15 protein-coding genes are annotated in these 18,770 nt (G+C 69.1%); 11 read left to right on the top strand and 4 right to left on the bottom strand.

The window, feature by feature from the left end; genetic code table 11:
• Position 1: 1 nt before the first annotated feature.
• The 10 genes from AAG688_RS07840 to AAG688_RS07795 all read left to right on the top strand — a co-directional run bounded on the left by AAG688_RS07840 (position 2) and on the right by AAG688_RS07795 (position 14,602).
• Positions 2-2,197, top strand: coding sequence for a methyl-accepting chemotaxis protein (locus tag AAG688_RS07840; RefSeq protein WP_411834778.1), 2,196 nt, complete (start codon positions 2-4; stop codon positions 2,195-2,197).
• A 162-nt stretch (positions 2,198-2,359) separates the two neighbouring features.
• On the top strand, positions 2,360-4,948 hold the full coding sequence (locus AAG688_RS07835; protein ID WP_411834777.1) for an EAL domain-containing protein: 2,589 nt from the start codon (positions 2,360-2,362) through the stop codon (positions 4,946-4,948).
• 250 nt (positions 4,949-5,198) lie between these two features.
• Positions 5,199-5,603 carry a hypothetical protein gene (locus AAG688_RS07830; RefSeq protein WP_411834776.1) on the top strand — a complete coding sequence of 135 codons (405 nt, stop codon included), beginning with the start codon at positions 5,199-5,201 and terminating at the stop codon, positions 5,601-5,603.
• Positions 5,604-5,706: 103 nt separating this feature from the next.
• On the top strand, positions 5,707-7,947 hold the full coding sequence (locus AAG688_RS07825; RefSeq protein ID WP_411834775.1) for a methyl-accepting chemotaxis protein: 2,241 nt from the start codon (positions 5,707-5,709) through the stop codon (positions 7,945-7,947).
• 164 nt (positions 7,948-8,111) lie between these two features.
• Positions 8,112-8,960 carry a CheR family methyltransferase gene (locus AAG688_RS07820; protein WP_411834774.1) on the top strand — a complete coding sequence of 283 codons (849 nt, stop codon included), beginning with the start codon at positions 8,112-8,114 and terminating at the stop codon, positions 8,958-8,960.
• On the top strand, positions 8,957-9,583 hold the full coding sequence (cheD, locus tag AAG688_RS07815) for a chemoreceptor glutamine deamidase CheD (RefSeq protein WP_411834773.1): 627 nt from the start codon (positions 8,957-8,959) through the stop codon (positions 9,581-9,583). Before AAG688_RS07820 ends, cheD begins: the two co-directional genes overlap by 4 nt.
• The gene (locus AAG688_RS07810; protein WP_411834772.1) at positions 9,583-10,677 is read left to right on the top strand and encodes a protein-glutamate methylesterase/protein-glutamine glutaminase; all 1,095 of its coding nucleotides are present in this window, start codon (positions 9,583-9,585) and stop codon (positions 10,675-10,677) included. The genes cheD and AAG688_RS07810 overlap by 1 nt, the downstream gene beginning before the upstream one ends.
• A 171-nt stretch (positions 10,678-10,848) precedes the next feature.
• A complete protein-coding gene (locus tag AAG688_RS07805; protein ID WP_411834771.1) occupies positions 10,849-12,039 on the top strand; it encodes a methyl-accepting chemotaxis protein in 1,191 nt (396 codons plus the stop codon).
• Positions 12,040-12,167: 128 nt separating this feature from the next.
• Positions 12,168-12,875, top strand: coding sequence for a sensor histidine kinase (locus AAG688_RS07800; protein WP_411834769.1), 708 nt, complete (start codon positions 12,168-12,170; stop codon positions 12,873-12,875).
• Entirely contained in the window at positions 12,872-14,602 is a 1,731-nt protein-coding gene (locus AAG688_RS07795; RefSeq protein WP_411834768.1) for an EAL domain-containing protein, read from the top strand. Before AAG688_RS07800 ends, AAG688_RS07795 begins: the two co-directional genes overlap by 4 nt.
• 42 nt (positions 14,603-14,644) lie before the next feature.
• Here AAG688_RS07795 and AAG688_RS07790 read toward each other — a convergent pair whose 3' ends face one another.
• From AAG688_RS07790 to flgA, 4 genes are all read right to left on the bottom strand, one after another.
• On the bottom strand, positions 14,645-15,799 hold the full coding sequence (locus tag AAG688_RS07790; protein WP_411834960.1) for an ATP-binding protein: 1,155 nt from the start codon (positions 15,797-15,799) through the stop codon (positions 14,645-14,647).
• A gap of 161 nt (positions 15,800-15,960) precedes the next feature.
• On the bottom strand, positions 15,961-16,311 hold the full coding sequence (locus AAG688_RS07785; protein WP_411834767.1) for a flagellar protein FlgN: 351 nt from the start codon (positions 16,309-16,311) through the stop codon (positions 15,961-15,963).
• Entirely contained in the window at positions 16,308-16,616 is a 309-nt protein-coding gene (gene flgM, locus AAG688_RS07780; RefSeq protein ID WP_411834766.1) for a flagellar biosynthesis anti-sigma factor FlgM, read from the bottom strand. The genes AAG688_RS07785 and flgM overlap by 4 nt, the downstream gene beginning before the upstream one ends.
• 162 nt (positions 16,617-16,778) lie before the next feature.
• Positions 16,779-17,429, bottom strand: a complete 651-nt coding sequence (flgA, locus tag AAG688_RS07775; RefSeq protein ID WP_411834764.1) for a flagellar basal body P-ring formation chaperone FlgA — start codon at positions 17,427-17,429, stop codon at positions 16,779-16,781.
• A gap of 307 nt (positions 17,430-17,736) precedes the next feature.
• Here flgA and AAG688_RS07770 point away from each other — a divergent pair, with 307 nt between their 5' ends.
• On the top strand, positions 17,737-18,687 hold the full coding sequence (locus AAG688_RS07770; protein WP_411834763.1) for a chemotaxis protein: 951 nt from the start codon (positions 17,737-17,739) through the stop codon (positions 18,685-18,687).
• The last annotated feature ends 83 nt before the right edge of the window (positions 18,688-18,770 follow it).

The following is an 18,770-nucleotide window of genomic DNA, read 5'->3' as shown; positions in this document are numbered from 1 at the left end:
CATGAATCGCATCCTCGCCCTGCCCCTGTTCTGGAAGGTCCTGGCGCCCGCCGGGTTGTCCATCCTGTGCCTGCTGGCCTACCTGGGCTTCAGCACCTTCGTGTTCAACGGCAACAACGATCGCCTGCAGGCCGTGCGCGACGTGCACTTCCCGGTGCTCGATGCGATGACGCGCAACGTCGCCGCGCTCGACGACGTCATCAACGGACTCAACGGCGCCGCGGCCGCCGGCGACACCGACATGCTGGAGGCCACCCGCGAGGAGGCCGGCAAAATCTCCGCTTCCTACGAGAAACTGCAGAAAATCGATCGCGAGCAGGCCGCCACGATGGCTGCGCTGGGCAAGGAATTCGACGCCTACTACCAGATCGCGTATTCGGTGGCCGGGGACTTCGTCACCCAGAATCCCGACGCCGATCCGGACAAGGTCAGCGCGATGGCCGAGGCGCTGGAGACCTACCGCAACCATCTCACCGCCACCCAGGAAAAGGCCGACGCACGCTTCCGCGCCACCGTACAGGGCGCGGTGGAAAGCTCCAACCGCGCGATGCTGACCGGCCTGCTGCTCGGCGTGATCGGGCTGCTGGCCTGCGTGGGCTTCGGCCTGCTGATCGCCCGCGCCATCAGCCGCCCGCTCAAGCGCGCCATCGACGTCGCCCGTGCCGTGGCCGCCGGCCGGCTCGATGCCGACATCAAGGTCGAGGCGCAGGACGAGGGCGGCAGGCTGCTGGCCGCCATGCGCGACATGCAGACCCAGCTCAAGTCCGTCATCGCCGCGCAGACCGAGATGGCCCGCCAGCATGACGCCGGCGTCATCAGCCATCGCATCGACGAGTCTGCCTTCCCCGGCGACTACGGCCGCATGGTCCAGGGCACCAACCACCTGGTCGCCTCGCATATCGCGGTGAAGATGCGGGTCATTTCCGTGGTCGAGCGCTACGCCCAGGGCGACCTGTCGGTCACGATGGAAGACCTGCCCGGCGAGAAGGCCGTCATCAAGCAGGCCATCGACGCGGTCAAGGCCAGCCTGATGGCCATCAACGCCGAAATCAAGCGCCTGGCCGGCGCGGCGGCGCAAGGCGACTTCAGCCAGCGCGGCGACGTCGAACGCTATCAATACGACTTCCGCGAGATGGTCCAGGGCCTCAACCACCTAATGGAGACCACCGACGGCAACCTGGCCGAAGTCTCCGCCCTGCTGCAGGCCATCGCCCGCGGCGACCTGACCGCACGGATGGAAGGCGACTTCCACGGCGTGTTCGCCCGCATGCGCGACGACGCCAATGCCACCGTCGCCCAGCTCACCGACATCGTCGGCCGCATCCAGCAGGCCTCCGGCCACATCAATACCGCCGCCGGCGAGATTGCGTCGGGCAACAACGACCTGTCGCGCCGCACCGAACAGCAGGCCGCCAACCTCGAAGAGACCGCCGCCTCGATGGAGGAACTCACCTCCACCGTGCGCCAGAACGCCGACTCCGCACGTCAGGCCAACCAGCTCGCCATCGGCGCCGCCGGCGTGGCCTCGCAGGGCGGCCAGGTGGTGGGCCAGGTGGTCACCACCATGCGCGACATCGAGCAGTCCTCGCGCAAGATTGCCGACATCATCTCCGTCATCGACGGCATCGCCTTCCAGACCAACATCCTGGCGCTCAACGCCGCGGTGGAAGCCGCAAGGGCCGGCGAGCAGGGCCGCGGCTTTGCCGTGGTGGCCTCGGAAGTACGCACGCTGGCCCAGCGCAGCGCCAACGCCGCCAAGGAAATCAAGCAGCTCATCGACGACTCGGTGAACCGCGTCACCGACGGCTCGGCGCTGGTCAACCAGGCCGGTACCACGATGGGCGAAATCGTCGCCTCGGTGCAGCGGGTGACCGACATCATGGCCGAGATTTCCGCCGCCTCGCAGGAACAATCCACCGGCATCGAGCAGGTCAACCAGACCATCGCCCAGATGGACGAGACCACCCAGCAGAACGCCGCCTTGGTCGAGGAAGCCTCGGCCGCCGCGCGCAGCATGGAGGAACAGGCCACCGCGCTGGCCTCGGCGATCGCGATGTTCAGGATCGCCGGCGAGGCAGCGCCGCGCCCCACCGTTCCCGCACGGATCCCGCGCGCATCCCGGCCGGCGCCGCCGCGCCCGCGGCCCGCCGAACCGGCGCTGGCGGCCGCCACGGCCCAGGATTGGCAGGAATTCTGAGTGCGATGGCGCCGGTCGCCCATGCCATGAGTCATGGTTCAAGCCATCGGCCCGGCGGCCGATAGAGACAGAAGCGTGCCCCACCACGTCCTTTCGAGTACGTCCACCCGTGAACCCGAGCTTGCGCTCCACCGCAGCAATGACTCCCAGCAAGGAATGCCCATGCCGCGATCTGCCCTGACCGCGCTGGATACGGTGCAAGAAGCGCCGGAGCACGATCCGGCGTTCCTGTCGCAGTCGCTGGAACTGGCTCCCGACGCGGTGCTGGCCGTCGATGGCGAGAACCGCATCGTGCTGTTCAACCGCGCGGCCGAGCGGCTCTGGGCGGTCCCGCGGGAAGCCACCCTGGGCGAGCCGCTGGAGCGGCTGCTGCCGCTGCTGCACGATGCCGACGGCAATGCGGTGGCGGGCAGCGAGATTGGCCAGGCGGCCGACGACACGCTGACGGCGACGCTGGCCCATGCCGATGGTTCGCCGCGCATGCTGTCGCTGCGGGCAATCCGGGTATCCACCGGCATCGAGACATTGTGGGTGCTCTTTGCCCGCGAGGTCACCGACCAGCACCTGCTGCAGGAGCGCCTGCAGCAGATGCTGTTGATGCTGGACAACAGCAACAGCGCGATCTTCGTCACCGGCCCGGATCGTTCGGTGGCCTATGTCAACGGCGGCTTCACCCGCATGTTCGGCTACAGCCGCCAGACGATGATCGGCCAGGTCCCGGCCACCCTGCTGGCCGGACCGGATACCGATCCGCAGTTGTGCGAGCGCATCGGCAATGCCATCGCCCGGCGCGAATCGATCCAGGGCGAGTTCCTGCTCTACACCAGGACGCGCCGCCCGCTGTGGGTGTCGCTCGCGGCCAGCCCGGTGGTCGGCGAAGAAGGCCAGGTGCTGGGGCTGGTCCACGTGCTGACCGACATCACCCGCACCAAGATGCACCAGGTGATGCACGAGAAGGTGCTCAACGCGCTGGTGCGCGACATGCCGATCAGCGACGTGATGACCCTGCTCTGCCGCGAGGTCGAGCACATCTCGCCGGAAGTCGTCATTTCCATCACCGGCATCGACGCCGAGAACCGCATGCGCCCGCTGGCCGCGCCCAGCCTGCCCGGCGTGTTGTCCACGCAGATGACCGGCACCGCGATCGGGCCGCGCGCCGGCGCCTGCGGTGCATCGGCCTGGCACGGCCGGGCGATGCTGATCGACGACATCGCCACCCACCCGGCCTGCGAACCCTGCCGCCACCTGCTGCTGCCGCAGGGCCTGCGTTCCAGCTGGAGCAGCCCGATCAAGTCGAGCCTGGGCCGGGTGATGGGCACGGTGACCCTCTATTATCGCGAGCCGCAGGAACCGAACGAACTCCACCGCAGCCTGATCGACAGCTGCCTGCACCTGTGCACGCTGACGATGGAGCGCGAGCAGGCCAACGAGCGCGTCCACCAGCTGGCGTTCTACGACACCCTGACCGGCCTGCCCAACCGCATGATGTTCAGCGCCAAGGCCGAGCAGGCGCTGGCCAATGCCGGCCGGGTCAACGCGCAGGCGGCGGTGCTGTTCGTCGACCTGGATCGCTTCAAGCTGATCAACGATGCGCAGGGCCATTCCGCCGGCGACGGCCTGCTGCGCGACATCGCCCAGCGCATCGACGGCGAGGTGCAGGAACTGCACATCACCGGCCGCCAGGCCGGCGACGAGTTCGTGGTGGTGGTGCCGCACTGCAGCGCCGAGCAGGCCGGCAGCCTGGCCGAACGCCTGCTGGGGGCGATTTCCGCACCGGCCAGCGTCGGCATCATGACCCTGCACCCCAGCGCCAGCATCGGCGTGGCGATGTATCCCGGCGACGGCCGCGACATCGAGTTGCTGGTGCGCCATGCCGACATGGCGATGTACCGCGCCAAGCGCGAGGGCGGCGGCACATTCCGCTTCTTCAGCAGCGACATGAACAAGGTCGCGCAGGAACGCGTCTCGCTGGAGACCGCCCTGCGCGACGCCATCCGCCTGGAACAGTTGCGGCTGGAATACCAGCCGCAGGTCAGCGGCTGCGCGCAGACGCACATCCACGGCGTCGAGGCGCTGCTGCGCTGGCAGCATCCCGAGCTGGGTGCGATCCCGCCGGGGCGTTTCATCCCGGTGGCCGAGGAAAGCGGCCTCATCAGCGAGCTGAGCCTGTGGGTGCTGCGCCAGGCCTGCGTGCAGATGGCCGACTGGCGCCATCGCGGCGTGCCGATCCCGCGCATCTCGGTCAACATGTCGGCGATCAATTTCCGCGACCGCGCCCTGGCCGGGCTGATTGGCCAGACCCTGTCCGAGCACGGCCTGGCGGCGGACGACCTGACCCTGGAGATCACCGAGAGCGTGATGCTGGATCCGGATCCGGACGTGCTCGGCAACATCGAGGCGATCTATGCGATGGGCGTGCGCCTGTCGCTGGACGACTTCGGCACCGGCTATTCGAGCCTGAGCCACCTGCACCGCCTGCCGATCCACGAGCTCAAGCTGGACCAGAGCTTCGTGCGCGACATCGAGACCAGCGCCATCGCGCGCACGCTGACCACCTCGGTGCTGCGCATCGGCGACAGCCTGGGCATGCGGGTGATCGCCGAAGGCGTGGAGAGCCAGGCCCAGCAGCAATTCCTGGCCGGCCAGGGATGCCCGATACTGCAGGGCTTCCTGTTCTCGCCGCCGCTGTGCGCCAGCGCACTGGAGCACTGGCTGGATCGCAACCAGTGCCAGGCCGCCACGACGGCTTGATCGCGCTCGCCGTCTTCCGGGCCGGCGACGCCTGCCCCCTGCCGCACGCAGGCCGTTCCCGGCATGGGAATTCCCCCTGTCGGGACTTTCCCTACCGCACCCGGAACGACGCGCATCGAACTGTGACGCGGCTTCCAAACGCCATATCCCGCCCCTGTCGCACCGCGACCCCGGCTCAAGTTCACGGCATGCGCGCCGATGTCTGGCATTGCCCCCCCTTGCGTTCCATGCACCATTCCGGAGAACCCCAATGAAAATCGCATCGCTGCTGACCGTCTCGCTGGCCATCGCCGGCACCGCCCTGTTGTCTTCCGCGCCGCAGGCCGTGGGCCAGGCACAGGTCGACAACGCCATCCCCGCCGACATGGCCGTGCGCTTCACCGGCAAGAGCGGCGTGGTCTGCGGCACCGTCGGCAAGGCCCGCTTCGCCGAGAATTCGGAAGGCACGCCGACCTTCCTGTACATGGGCGGCAACTTCCCGCGCCATACCTTCACCGCGCGCATCCCCGGCGAAGCCCGCGACAAGTTCAAGCCGGCGCCGGAAACGCTGGAAGGCAAGGACGTGTGCGTCATCGGCGACATCCAGCGCGACGCCTCGCGCGCGGAAATCGTCGTCAGCTCGCCGTCCAACCTGAAGCTGGCCACCATCCGCTGAGGGATGCCCCACCGCACGGGAGCCCACGCTCCCGCGCCTTCAACCTGCCGCCTGCGCGCCATGCCACGCGATGCCTGGCAAAGTCCCATCAGGAACCCGACACATGCACCGGATCAACCACCTCAAACTTGCACCCAAGCTGATGCTGGCCTTCGGCATAGTGCTCATCCTGATGCTGCTGCAGGGCATCGTGGGCTTCATCGGCATGCGCTCGATGGACAGGGCCGCCGCAGAGATCTCCGACAGGAACCTTCCAAGCGTCAAGTTGACCGGCGAGTTGCGTGGCCTGCTCGGGGAATATCGCGGCGCCACCTACCAGCGCCTGGTGCGCGCCAGTGAAACCGCGAAGGCCGAAGCGCGCGAACGGGCGGCGAAACTGCTGGTGGAGTTGGACAAGAACCTGGGCGATTACCAGAAACTGATCTCCACGCCCCAGGAGAAAAAGACTTTCGACCAATTCCAGGCGGAGTGGAAGAACGCCTTGCAGTCGTACGAGGAAGTGGCCGAGATGGTCGAACTCGACCTTGCCGATGATGCCATCGACACATTCATCAGCACGACCATGCCCTTGCATGAAAAAACCAATGTCGCCCTCGACGCGCTGATCGCAGAGGCCGACCGCCAGACCACCGTCGCCCGCGGCAACGCCCGTACCGCCCACACCACCGCCAGCCTGCTGACGCTCATCATGCTGCTGGCCGGCATCGCCGGCGGCCTGCTGCTGGCCTGGTTCTTCGCCCGCGCCATCTCCCGCTCCGTCGGCGAGGCCGTGCGCGTGGCCAACGACGTGTCGGCCGGCAAGCTGGACGGCAGGATCGACACCAGCGGCCAGGACGAGGTGGGCCAGCTGCTGTCGGCGATGAGCCGCATGCAGCACCAGTTGCAGGCGGTCATCGCCGCGCAGACCGAGATGGCCCGCCAGCACGACGAGGGCATCATCAGCCATCGCATCGACGAGTCGGCCTTCCCCGGCGACTACGGCCGCATGGTCCAGGGCACCAACGCGCTGGTCACCTCGCACCTGGACGCCATCGGCAGCGCCCTGCGCATCATGGAACGCTATTCGATCGGCGACCTGAGCCTGGACATGCAGAAGCTGCCCGGCGAGAAGGCCAACCTCACCGCCACGATGGCCGCCACCAAGGCCAACCTGATGGCCATCAACGCCGAAATCAAGCGCCTGGCCGGCGCGGCGGCGCAAGGCGATTTCAGCCAGCGCGGCGAGGCGGACAAGTACCAGTACGACTTCCGCGAGATGATCGAAGGCCTCAACCACCTGATGGAGACCACCGACGGCAACCTGGCCGAAGTCTCCGCCCTGTTGCAGACCATCGCCGAGGGCGACCTGACCGCACGCATGGAAGGCGACTTCCACGGCGTGTTCGCCCGCATGCGCGACGACGCCAACGCCACCGTCGCCCAACTGACCGACATCGTCGGCCGCATCCAGGACGCGTCCTCCCACATCAACACCGCCGCCGGCGAGATTGCGTCGGGCAACAACGACCTGTCCCGCCGCACCGAGCAGCAGGCCGCCAACCTGGAAGAAACCGCCGCCTCGATGGAGGAACTGACCTCCACCGTGCGCCAGAACGCCGACTCCGCCCGTCAGGCCAACCAGCTCGCCATCGGCGCGGCCGGCGTCGCCTCGCAGGGCGGCCAGGTCGTGGGCCAGGTGGTCACCACCATGCGCGACATCGAACAGTCCTCGCGCAAGATTGCCGACATCATCTCGGTCATCGACGGCATCGCCTTCCAGACCAACATCCTGGCGCTCAACGCCGCGGTGGAAGCGGCGCGTGCCGGCGAGCAGGGCCGCGGCTTCGCCGTGGTCGCCTCGGAAGTGCGTACCCTGGCCCAGCGCAGCGCCAATGCGGCCAAGGAAATCAAGCAGCTCATCGACGACTCGGTGGGCAAGGTTTCCGAAGGTTCCACCCTGGTCAACCAGGCCGGCACCACGATGGGCGAAATCGTCGCCTCGGTACAGCGGGTGACCGACATCATGGCCGAGATTTCGGCCGCCTCGCAGGAGCAATCCACCGGCATCGAGCAGGTCAACCAGACCATCGCCCAGATGGACGAAACCACCCAGCAGAACGCCGCGCTGGTCGAGGAAGCCTCCGCCGCCGCGCGCAGCATGGAGGAACAGGCTGCATTGCTCGCGCAGGCCGTGGCGGTGTTCAAACTCGACGCAGGTGAAGCGCCGCCGGAATCAATCGCACCAGTTACCCGGCCGATCCCCGTCCCGCCGTCCAAGCCTGCCGTGGATGCCAAGCCGGCGCCGCGCGTGCAGCGGACCAGCGAGCCGGTGATGGCCGAAAACGACGACTGGCAGGAGTTCTGATACCCACCCGGCCTGCGAAAGGCCAACGCTCCGCATGATTCATCCCGCCGGGAAGCCCCCTTCCCGGCGGTTCCTCCCCGATGCATCCGACCGAGGCACCGATGCCCGTCACCACTCGCAGCAGCGCTTCCGGAAGCGCCCCGGCACGACGCGCTTCCCATCAGGTGCAGGATGACGAACCCGCCGTCGCCGGGCGCGAGTTCGAATTCGGCGATCGCGACTTCCGTCGCGTCTGCGAACTGATCCGCAGCCGCGTCGGCATCGCCCTGAACGAAGGCAAGCGCGACATGGTGTACGGGCGGCTCTCGCGCCGCCTGCGCACGCTGGGCCTGGACAGCTTCCGCGAATACCTGGATCGGCTGGAGCAGGAGGGCGGCGACGAGTGGCAGGCCTTCACCAATGCGCTGACCACCAACCTGACCTCGTTCTTCCGCGAGCCGCATCACTTCGAGCGGCTCAAGCAGGAACTGTCCGAGCGCCTGGACGCACCCTCGATCAAGCTGTGGTCGTGCGCCGCCTCCACCGGCGAGGAACCCTATTCCATCGCCATCACCGCCTGCGAGGCGTTCGGCACGCTGAACCCGCCGGTGCGCATCCTCGCCACCGACGTCGACACCCAGGTGCTGGCCACCGGCCAGCGCGGCGTCTATCCGCTCGAACGCATCTCCGGCCTGCCCGAGGCGCTGCGCAAGCGCTACTTCCAGCGCGGCAGCGGCCCCAACGAGGGCTATTGCCGGGTCAATCCCGCCCTGCAGCGCCTGATCGAGTTCCGCCAGCTCAACCTGCTGGCGCCGCGCTACGACGTCAGCGGCCCGTTCACCGCGCTGTTCTGCCGCAACGTGATGATCTATTTCGACAAGCCGACCCAGCGCGGCATCCTGTCGCGGCTGGTGCCGCACCTGGCCGAAGACGGCATGCTCTACACCGGCCACTCGGAGAACTACCTGCACGCGGCCGACATCATCCAGCCCTGCGGGCGCACGCTGTACCGCCGCGCCGGGAGCCGCGCATGAGCACCACCGCCGTGGCCATCCGCGAACGGGCGCGCGAACGCGAGCGCGAGGAAGGCGTGATGAGCTACTACGACACGCGCTTCAAGACGCAGGCCTACAAGCTGCTGCCCACCCAGTACCTGGTGGTGGACAGCGACAGCGCGCTGACCACCCTGCTCGGCTCGTGCGTGGCCGCCTGCGTGCGCGACCCGCTGCTGAAGATCGGCGGCATGAACCACTTCCTGCTGCCCGACGGCAACGTCGGCGACGGCGCGCCGGCGCGCTACGGCAGCTATGCGATGGAACTGCTGATCAACGACCTGCTCAAGCGCGGCGCCGCGCGCAACCGGCTCGAAGCCAAGGTGTTCGGCGGCGGCAACGTGCTCAAGGGTTTCACCAGCAACCCGGTCGGCAGCCGCAACGCCGACTTCGTGCTGAAATACCTGCGCGACGAGCGCATCCCGGTGGTGGCCGAAGACCTGCGCGGGATCCATCCGCGCAAGGTGTGGTTCTTCCCGCACAGCGGCCGCGCGGTCGTGCAGCGCCTGCCGCACGCCCACGAGGCCGAGCTGCTGGCCGCCGAAACCGCCGTGCGCGCGCGCCTGTCCAAGACCCCGGTCACCGGTGGAGTGGAGCTGTTCTGATGGATGCCGGACGCTGCAAGGTGCTGATCATCGACGACTCGGCGGTGGTGCGGCAGCTGCTGACCGAGATCCTCTCGCGCGATCCCGGCATCGAGGTGGTCGGCTCGGCGCCGGATCCGCTGCTGGCGCGCGACAAGATCAAGCGGCTCAATCCCGACGTGCTGACCCTGGACGTCGAGATGCCGCGCATGGACGGCCTGGCCTTCCTGGAAAACCTGATGCGGCTGCGGCCGATGCCGGTGGTGATGATCTCCTCGCTGACCGAGCGCGGCGCCGACGCCACCCTGCAGGCGCTGGCGCTGGGCGCGGTGGATTTCGTCAGCAAGCCCAAGCTCGACGTCGCCCAGGGCCTGCAGGACTACGCCAGCGAGATCATCGAGAAGGTCAAGTCCGCCGCCAAGGCGCGCGTGCGGCCACTGGCCCGCGCCGCCACCCAGAAGCAGGAACTGGATGCCGCGCAGCCGGCCATCGCCAGGCCGGCCGGGCCGTCGCTGCGCTTCCGCACCACCGACCGGCTGATCGCCCTGGGCGCCTCGGCCGGTGGCACCGAGGCGCTGCGGGTGGTGCTGGAGCAGATGCCGGCCGACGCGCCGGCGATCGTGATGACCCAGCACATCCCGGCCGGCTTCAGCCGCTCGTTCGCCGAGCGCCTCAACCGCCACTCGGCGATGGACGTGCGCGAGGCCAGCGACGGCGAGGCCATCCTGCCCGGCCACGCCTACCTGCCGCCCGGCGGCCTGCACCTGCGGGTGATCCGCGACGGCGCGCGCTGGCGCTGCCGCATCGACGACGGCCCGGCGGTCAACCGCCACAAGCCGGCGGTGGACGTGCTGTTCCGCTCGGTGGCGCAGAACGCCGGTGCCAACGCCATCGGCGCCATCCTCACCGGCATGGGTGACGACGGCGCGCGCGGCCTGCTGGAAATCGCCCAGGCCGGCGCGCCGACCCTGGTCCAGGACGAGGCCACCAGCGTGGTCTGGGGCATGCCGGGCGCGGCGGTGAAACTGGGCGCGGCGCGCGAGATCGTCCCGCTCGAACGCCTCGCCGAGCGCCTGCTGGCGCTGGCCGCGCAACCGGCCGGCAGCGCCGACTGAGCCCGTGGGAGCGACGTCAGTCGCGACGATGCTTTACCGGCAATCCGTCGCGACTGACGTCGCTCCCACGACTGCGGAAGCCCGCAAGAAAAGCGTCCGCCACGCGCACGCCGCGCTAAAGACGACCCGGCCACGGCCGATACCAGCAATGTGATTCAGCAGAGAGCATCCATGTACTCGCGCATCCTGGTTCAACTGACCGCCCCCCTGATCCTGACCCTCGTATTCCCGTTCGCGGTGGCCTTCGAGTGGCCGGCGCCGGTGCGCTGGGCCCTCCTGACCACGCTGACCCTGGCCTGGCTGATCTTCGCCTTCTACACGGTGCGCAACAGCTTCCGCCCCACGCCCGAGCAGACCGGGCTGCTGCGCGAGCAGGATGCGCTGCTGAGCGAGCTGCGCCGCTTCGTCAGCAACGAGATCGACGGCTCGCGCGACGAGATCGACCGCGCCCGCCAGCTGATCCGCGAGGCGGTGGCCGGCCTGGGTTCCAGCTTCGACGCGATGAACCGCAAGTCGCGCGAACAGGGCCAGGCGATCTCCCGCATCATCGACCGCAACGGCGACGGCGATCGCTCCGGCGTGGACGTGGCGCGCTTCGCCCAGAACGCCAGCCAGCGCATGGAGCAGCTGGTCGAGGCGCTGGAGCAGGTCAGCGGCCAGAGCAGCACCACCGTGCACCACATCGACGAGATGGCCCAGCACCTGGACGGCATCTTCTCGCTGCTGGAGGACGTCAAGTCGATCGCCGACCAGACCAACCTGCTGGCGCTCAACGCCGCCATCGAGGCCGCCCGCGCCGGCGAGGCCGGCCGCGGCTTCGCGGTGGTCGCCGACGAGGTGCGCAACCTGTCCGAGCGCTCGACCGCCTTCAACGAGCAGATCCGCAAGCTGGCGCACAGCTCCAAGGAATCCATCTCCAAGGTCCGCGACACCGTCTCGCACATGGCCTCGCGCGACCTGGACCGCTCCCGCGAGGCGCGCGCCGAGGCCGCCAACATGCTCAACCAGGTGGCCGCCATCAACAGTTCGCTGGGCGACGGCATGCGCGAGATCTCGCAGTGCGGCCAGGCCATCGACCTGAGCGTGGCCGAGGCGGTGCGCGCCCTGCAGTTCGAGGACATCGCCACCCAGTCGCTGGGCAGCGCGGTCACCCATCTGGATCGCCTGACCGCGATCAACCGCGAGGCGGTGGCCCTGCAGGAACTGCTGCACCGCGGCGGCAACGTGATGGACAGCGAACTGATGAGCGCCCTGCGCAGCATCGGCAAGCGCCTGCAGGAACAGCGCAACGAATGGGAGCGCCCGCCGCACAAGCCGGTGGCGCAGCAGAACATGGGCGCAGGCACGGTCGAGCTGTTCTGACCCGCCACGCGCGGGCCGGCGCGACGCCGGTCCGTGCCTCGAAACACCGACGAAAGGCGCGGGTCTTCCCGCGCCTTTCCGTCGTGCTGGCATACTGGCGGGCATCTCCCGCTGCCTTCCGATTGCCCATGGCCTCGCCCGCTCCCGGCGCCGCCCCTGCCATTGCGACCGTTCCCGCCGCCCTGCTCCGGCACGCGCTGGCGGCGCAGGAACACGAATGCCAGGCGCTGGCCAGGGCGCTGCACAACGAGATCGGCCAGGCCGTCTCGGCCATCAAGATGACCAGCGCGCTGGCCCTGGACGAGGACGACGCGCAGCAGCGCCGGCAGGACCTGCAGGACATCATCCGCACCGCCGACGACACCGTCGCGCGCCTGCGCGAGCTGTCGCAGCGGCTGCGCCCGCCGCAGCTGTCCACGGTCGGACTGGAGGCGGCGCTGCGTGGCGAACTCGACTGGCGCGCCGGCGGCGACGCGCCCGCGCTGGCGTTCCGGGCCGACGCGCTGGCCGACACGCCGGACGAGGAAACCGCGCTGGCGGCGTTCCGCATCGTCCAGCAGGCCGTGGTCAACGCACTGCGCCATGCCCATGCCGGCACCATCGAGGTGGCCCTGGCCGATGCCGGCGACGGACGCTTCCGGGTGGCGGTGCGCGACGACGGCGACGGCTTCGACTCCACCGCCGCATCAGCGCCCGGCCTGGCGCTGATGCGCGAACGCGCGCGCCTGTGTGGTGGCCATTGCGAGATCGCCAGCACCCCGGGTGGCGGTGCGCGGATCAGCGCCGAACTGCCCTATCGCGCGCCGGCCGCGCAGCTGCCGGGAGGCCTGGCATGAACAGCGATGCCCTGCTGACCGGACAGCCGCTGCCGGAGGTGGCGATGCAGCGCCTGGGCGCCGGCGAACCGGAACTGGCGCGGCTGGTCCACGAGGCCACCCACGGCGGCGCGCCGCTGATGCTGCTGTACATCGACATCGACCACTTCCGCTCGATCAACGAGAACATGGGCATGGAAGTGGGCGACCTGGCGCTGGCGATGCTGGCCGAGCGCCTGCGCGGCGAACTGGGGCCGGAAGCGCGGCTGTGGCGCCACGCCAGCGACGAGTTCGTCGCCGCCGTGCCGCGCCGGCCCGACCTGCCGGATCCGGAGGCGTTCGGCGACTTCCTGCGCGAGCAGATTGAACTGCCGATGACGGTGCTGCCGTACACGCTGTTCCTCAGCGGCACGGTCGGCGTGGCCCTGTGCCCCGAGCACGCCGACAACGCCTCGGCGCTGCTGCAATGCGCCGAGAGCGCGGTGCAGCAGGCCAAGCACGAAGGCCTCAACCTGACCCGCGTCTACACCCACGGCGCGGCCATCAGCGTGCGCACCGACAGCATCATCGCCCGCCAGATCGTCAAGGCGATGGCCAACAACGAGTTCCGGCTCTGCTACCAGCCGCAGATCGCCGCCCACGACGGCCGCGTGACCGGCATGGAGACGCTGCTGCGCTGGCACTCGCCGGCGCTGGGCATGCTGGTGCCGGAGCGCTTCATGCACGTGGCCGAGAAGCTCGGCGTGATCGTGCAGATCGGCGACTGGGTGATCAAGCAGGCGCTGCAGCAGGCGCGCACCTGGCGCGACTGGGGCTTCGACGACTTCGAGATCGCCATCAACGTCTCCACCCTGCAGCTGCTGCGGCCGGATTTCGTCGACGACCTGCTGATGAGCGTGCGCCAGGCCGGCATCCCGGCCGAGATGGTGGTGCTGGAAGTGCGCCAGAACGCGCTGGCGCGCGACATGAACCTGGTCCACCGCACCCTGGCCAACCTGCACCGCGAGGGCGTGCGGCTGACCCTGGACGAATTCGGCATGGGCGATTCCAACCTGGACTCGCTGATGCGCTTCTCGGTGGACAAGATCAAGATCGACCGCAGCTTCGTCAAGGGCGTGCCGGCCAGCCCGCGCGAGGTCGCCATCACCTGCGCGATCATCGCCATGGGCCACCAGCTCGGCATGAAGGTGATCGCCCACGGCGTGGAGAACGACGTGCAGCTGGGCTTCCTGCGCCGCAACCAGTGCGACATCTTCCAGGGCCACCTGTTCGGCGAGCCGATGAGCGCCGAGGACGCCGGCGCGCTGCTGCGCCGCCGCTACCTGCGCAGCGACGCCTTCACCGCCACCAAGCCCGACCGCACGCTGCTGCTGCTGGACGACGAGGAGAACATCCTGCGCTCGCTGGTGCGGCTGTTCCGCCGCGACGGCTACCGCATCCTGGCCGCCAGCAGCGTCGGCGACGCCTTCGACCTGCTGGCCACCAACGACGTGCAGGTGATCCTGTCCGACCAGCGCATGTCCGACATGAGCGGCACCGAGTTCCTCGGCCGCGTGCGCGTGCTGTATCCCGATACGGTGCGCCTGGTGCTGTCCGGCTACACCGACCTGGCCACCGTCACCGAGGCGATCAACCGCGGCGAGATCTACCGCTTCCTGACCAAGCCGTGGAACGACGACGACCTGCGCGAGCACATCCGCCAGGCCTTCCAGACCCACGAGAACCAGCATCGCAGCGGGCCGGGCTGAAGCGGGCCGCCGCCCCGGCGGGCGACGGCGCCGGCGGGCCTCCTACGCGCCTTCCCGGCCCGGCTGGCGGATCGGCAGCACGATGCGGAAGCAGGCGCCCTGCCCCGGCGTGCTGGTCAGCTCGATGCGACCGTTGTGCTTCTTGACGATGCCGTAGGAAATCGACAGCCCCAGCCCAGTGCCGCTGCCGACCGGCTTGGTGGTGAAGAACGGGTCGAAGATGCGCTGCTGGATGTCTTCGGGGATGCCGCCGCCGTCGTCCTCGATGGCGATGAACACCTCCTCCTCGCCCACCCCGGTGGTGATGGTGATGTTGCCGCGCTCGACGATGGCGTGGCTGGCGTTGAGCAGGATGTTCATGAACACCTGGTTGAGCTCGGACGGCAGGCACTGCACCAGCGGCAGCTGGCCGTAGTGCTTGTGCAGGGCGACCTTGTACTTGAGCTCGTTCCAGATGATGTTGATGGTCGAGTCCAGGCCGGCGTGCAGGTCGGCCAGCTTCCACGAGTCGTCGCGGCCGGAATGGGAGAAGTCCTTCAGGTTGCGCACGATCTGGGTGACCCGCTCGATGCCCTCGCGCGACTCGGTCATCAGCTGCGGCAGGTCGTTGCTGATGAAGTCGATGTCGTAGCGCGCGCGCATGTCCTCGATCTCCGGCAGCATCGCCTTGGGATCGGGCGAGCGCAGCGCGCGCTCGTAGATTTCGATCAGCGAGAACAGGCTGTGCAGGTATTCCTGCAGCGAGCCGAGGTTGGAATGCACGTAGCCGATCGGGTTGTTGATCTCGTGCGCGACGCCTGCGGCGAGCTGGCCGATGGAGGCCATCTTCTCCGACTGCAGCAGTTGCTCCTGGGTACCGGCCAGGCGCACCAGCGTCTGCCGCAGCTGCGCGTGGCGGCGCTGCAGCTCCTGCTGGCGGGCGTGCGCCTCGCTGATGTCGTGGAAGATGATCATCAGGTAGCCTTCGTCGCCGGCGAAGCGATGGTGGTAGGCGCGCACCTGCAGGATGCGGCCGTCGTCCAGCGCCAACTCGCGGCTCCAGCGCCCGGTCATGCGGGCGGCACCGACCGCGCCGCTGGGCAGCAGCGTCATCAGCGCGGCCAGCGGTTGCCCGGCCTCCGGCACCAGCGCGCGCGCGGCGCCATTGGCGTGCAGCGGCCGCCCGTTGCCACGGCACAGCAGCAGGCCGTCGTCCATCAGTTCGGACAAGGCGCGGATGTCGGCAAACAGGGGTTCGTCGGCGATTCGCTCGGCGGTCGGAACGGGCGGAGCGGCGGGAGGCGGAAACGGTGGCTTGTTCACCTCGCCAGTATTCGGGATGCGGGCCTGCGCCGGCAAGCCGTGGTGCACGGCCCCGCTCAGACCACCGCGAGCGGGCGGCTGGGCTGCAGGTTCTCGGCGCGGCCGCTGGCGTCGTAGGCCGGCGCGCTCTCGCTGCGGCCCAGGTGGCGCAGCGCCCAGTTGACCTCACGGCGGCGGCGCGCCAGCAGCGCACCGTTGGCGAGGTTGAGTTGCGAAAGCTCGACCAGCCGCGGCTCCAGCAGCTGGCTGTCGGCGTCGTGGACGCGGGTCTCCAGCGCGCGCAGCGACTCCAGCTTGTCGCGCGTGGACTGGATCAGCGCCTGCACGTCGTGCTCCAGGATGGCGCGGCGCTCTTCATTGAGCGCCGCTTCCAGACGCTCCAGCGACTGGCTCAGCGCCGGATTCATGCGCCCAGCTGGCGTTCCAGCTTCAGCATGCCGTCGGCGATGGCCTCGGCATTGACCTGGTAGGTGCCGGCCTGCAGCGCCTCGCGCACGGCCGCCACGCGGGCGCTGTCGATGGCCGGGGCCGCGGACAGTTCACGCTGCAGGGCCTGCAGGCTGCTGGCTTCGCCGGTCAGGCGCAGGCTGTCGGCGGCCGGGGTCGCCGCGATCGGGCTGGAACGCTCCGCGCCGGCAGGCGCCACGCGTCCCCCGACGGGGCCGGTGGTACGCACGGCCGGGGGGGGCGTACCTTCGATTTTCTGGCTCATGAGGGTCTACCTGTGCGGACTCGAAAAGGTTATCGGCAATATCTATGGGAACTTTAGTGACGGAATCGACAATTCATGGCCCCCGTCACCGGACCGACCCTTCATCCGCATCCGGTAACGGCACGGCCGGGAGGAACTTTAGCCCAGGCGGCGAAAAATTTTTCACCGGCTCACCAGGACCTCGCCGCCGGCCGCCACGGTGCCTTGGATGACCCGCCGCGAGGACAGGTTCTCGACCATCACCCGCTCGTTCTCGCCGGCATCGCCCAGCGCCTTGCCGGCCATGCGCACCTCCACCCCGCCGCGCCGCGACACCAGCGCGACGTTGTCGCCGCGCCGGACCAGCCGCGGGGCCACCAGGTCGCCGCTGGCCAGCACGCTGCCGGCGCCGAGCGTGCGGCGGGCGATGCGCCCGATCGCCTGCGCGGGGTCGGCCAGCGCGGCGCCGACGATGCGGCCGGCGTCGCGGGTCTCGGTGACGAAGGCGTCGGCGGTGATCGGCTCGCCGGCGGCGACGCCGCGGCCGAGCACCAGCACGGTCTGGCTGCGGCGCACCCGCACCGGCACGAACAGCCGCCAGCCGGCCGCCTGCGGGCAGGACACCTCGACCGAGTTGGAACCATTGACGCGCGCCGCCAGCTCACCCTGGCAGCGCGGCAGGCGCAGCGCCGGATCCAGCGTGGCCTCGGCCTCGCTGCCGGGCGCCAGCGCCGCCAGCGCCGCGGCCTTGATCGATTCCACCGGCTGGTAGTCGGCGGCCTGCGCCTGGGCGGCGGCGAGCAGCCCGGCCAGGGCAAGGGCGATACGGCGCATGGGCAGTCTCCAGCGGTTCATCGGCGGAAAGTTTGCAAGGCTTGTGCCAGGGCTAGGGGCTAGGGGCTAGGGGCTAGGGGCTAGGGGCTAGAGGCTAGGGGCTAGAGGCGAGGGGCTAGGGGCTAGAGGCTAGAGGCTAGAGGTTAGAGAACAGCTTGCCGCTTGAACCGTAATACCAACGCAAGCTGGGATGACGAGCAAAGGCGATACGCTTTTTCCTAGCCCCTAGCCCCTAGCCCCTAGCCTCTCGCCCCTCGCCTCTCGCCCCTGCCCTCAAGTGCCCCCGCCCCCCGCCGATATGCTGTCCATGACCCAGGACCTGCTCAACCGCATCGACCAGCGTACCCGCCTGGCCGGCCACAACCGGCTGGCGTTGCTGCTGTTCCGGCTGGGCGGCCGTCAGCTTTTTGGCGTCAACGTGTTCAAGGTGCAGGAAGTCCTGCGCCGGCCGCCGCTGTTCCAGCTGCCCGGCCTGCCCGGCGAGTTCGCCGGCGCCGCCGACGTGCGCGGGCGCTCGATCCCGGTGCTGGACCTGGGCCTGGCCATCGGCCACCCGGAGCGCGACCCCAATCCCGAGAACTCGCCCAACTACCTGGTCATCACCGAGTTCAACCGCTCGGTGCAGGGCTTCCTGGTCAGCGGCGTGGAGCGCATCGTCAACATCGCCGTCGAGGACATCCACCCACCGCCGGAACTGGGCGCCGAGGCCAGCTACCTGACCGCGGTCACCCGCTTCCAGGGCGAACTGATCCAGGTGCTGGACGTGGAAAGCATCCTGGCCGACATCACCCAGGCGCGGATGGACGCCCCGCTGGCCGAGACCATGACCCTGCCGACCTGGGCGCAGGAACTGCAGGTGCTGGTGGTGGACGACTCGCGGGTGGCGCGCTCGCAGATCCGCAGCGTGCTCGACCAGCTCGGCGTCGGCGCCACCCTGCTGTCCGACGGCAAGCAGGCGCTGGACCACCTCTTGCAGCTGCACGCCGCCGGCGAGCGGCCGTCCGAGCGCTATGCGATGGTCATCTCCGACATCGAGATGCCGGCGATGGACGGCTACACGCTGACGACGGAAATCCGTCGCCACCCCGGCCTGAACGACCTGTACGTGCTGCTGCACACCTCGCTGTCGGGCGTGTTCAACAATGCGATGGTCGAGCGGGTGGGCGCCAACGCCTTCGTCGCCAAGTACAGCCCGCACGAGCTGGCCTCCTACGTCCTGGCCCGCCTGAACCAGGTGGTCGCCGCCGCAGCGGCCTGACGGGTGGAGCAGGGGCTAGGGGCTAGGGGCGAGGGGCTAGGGGCTAGAGACTAGGGATGAAACAAAAGCAACGGCAGGATCCG

The sequence above is a fragment of the Pseudoxanthomonas mexicana genome (assembly GCF_046736355.1).
Classification (GTDB): Bacteria; Pseudomonadota; Gammaproteobacteria; order Xanthomonadales; family Xanthomonadaceae; genus Pseudoxanthomonas_A; species Pseudoxanthomonas_A mexicana_B.
This window is presented reverse-complemented; position numbering and strand designations above follow the sequence as displayed.

What these genes read in the sequence shown, in the direction of transcription:
- AAG688_RS07840 (WP_411834778.1), top strand. Translation starts at nt 2, where the DNA reads ATGAATCGCATCCTCGCCCTGCCCCTGTTCTGGAAGGTCCTGGCGCCC.
- AAG688_RS07835 (WP_411834777.1), top strand. Translation starts at nt 2,360, where the DNA reads ATGCCGCGATCTGCCCTGACCGCGCTGGATACGGTGCAAGAAGCGCCG.
- AAG688_RS07830 (WP_411834776.1), top strand. Translation starts at nt 5,199, where the DNA reads ATGAAAATCGCATCGCTGCTGACCGTCTCGCTGGCCATCGCCGGCACC.
- AAG688_RS07825 (WP_411834775.1), top strand. Translation starts at nt 5,707, where the DNA reads ATGCACCGGATCAACCACCTCAAACTTGCACCCAAGCTGATGCTGGCC.
- cheD (WP_411834773.1), top strand. Translation starts at nt 8,957, where the DNA reads ATGAGCACCACCGCCGTGGCCATCCGCGAACGGGCGCGCGAACGCGAG.
- AAG688_RS07810 (WP_411834772.1), top strand. Translation starts at nt 9,583, where the DNA reads ATGGATGCCGGACGCTGCAAGGTGCTGATCATCGACGACTCGGCGGTG.
- AAG688_RS07805 (WP_411834771.1), top strand. Translation starts at nt 10,849, where the DNA reads ATGTACTCGCGCATCCTGGTTCAACTGACCGCCCCCCTGATCCTGACC.
- AAG688_RS07800 (WP_411834769.1), top strand. Translation starts at nt 12,168, where the DNA reads ATGGCCTCGCCCGCTCCCGGCGCCGCCCCTGCCATTGCGACCGTTCCC.
- AAG688_RS07795 (WP_411834768.1), top strand. Translation starts at nt 12,872, where the DNA reads ATGAACAGCGATGCCCTGCTGACCGGACAGCCGCTGCCGGAGGTGGCG.
- AAG688_RS07790 (WP_411834960.1), bottom strand. Translation starts at nt 15,799, where the DNA reads ATGGACGACGGCCTGCTGCTGTGCCGTGGCAACGGGCGGCCGCTGCAC.
- AAG688_RS07785 (WP_411834767.1), bottom strand. Translation starts at nt 16,311, where the DNA reads ATGAATCCGGCGCTGAGCCAGTCGCTGGAGCGTCTGGAAGCGGCGCTC.
- flgM (WP_411834766.1), bottom strand. Translation starts at nt 16,616, where the DNA reads ATGAGCCAGAAAATCGAAGGTACGCCCCCCCCGGCCGTGCGTACCACC.
- flgA (WP_411834764.1), bottom strand. Translation starts at nt 17,429, where the DNA reads ATGCGCCGTATCGCCCTTGCCCTGGCCGGGCTGCTCGCCGCCGCCCAG.
- AAG688_RS07770 (WP_411834763.1), top strand. Translation starts at nt 17,737, where the DNA reads ATGACCCAGGACCTGCTCAACCGCATCGACCAGCGTACCCGCCTGGCC.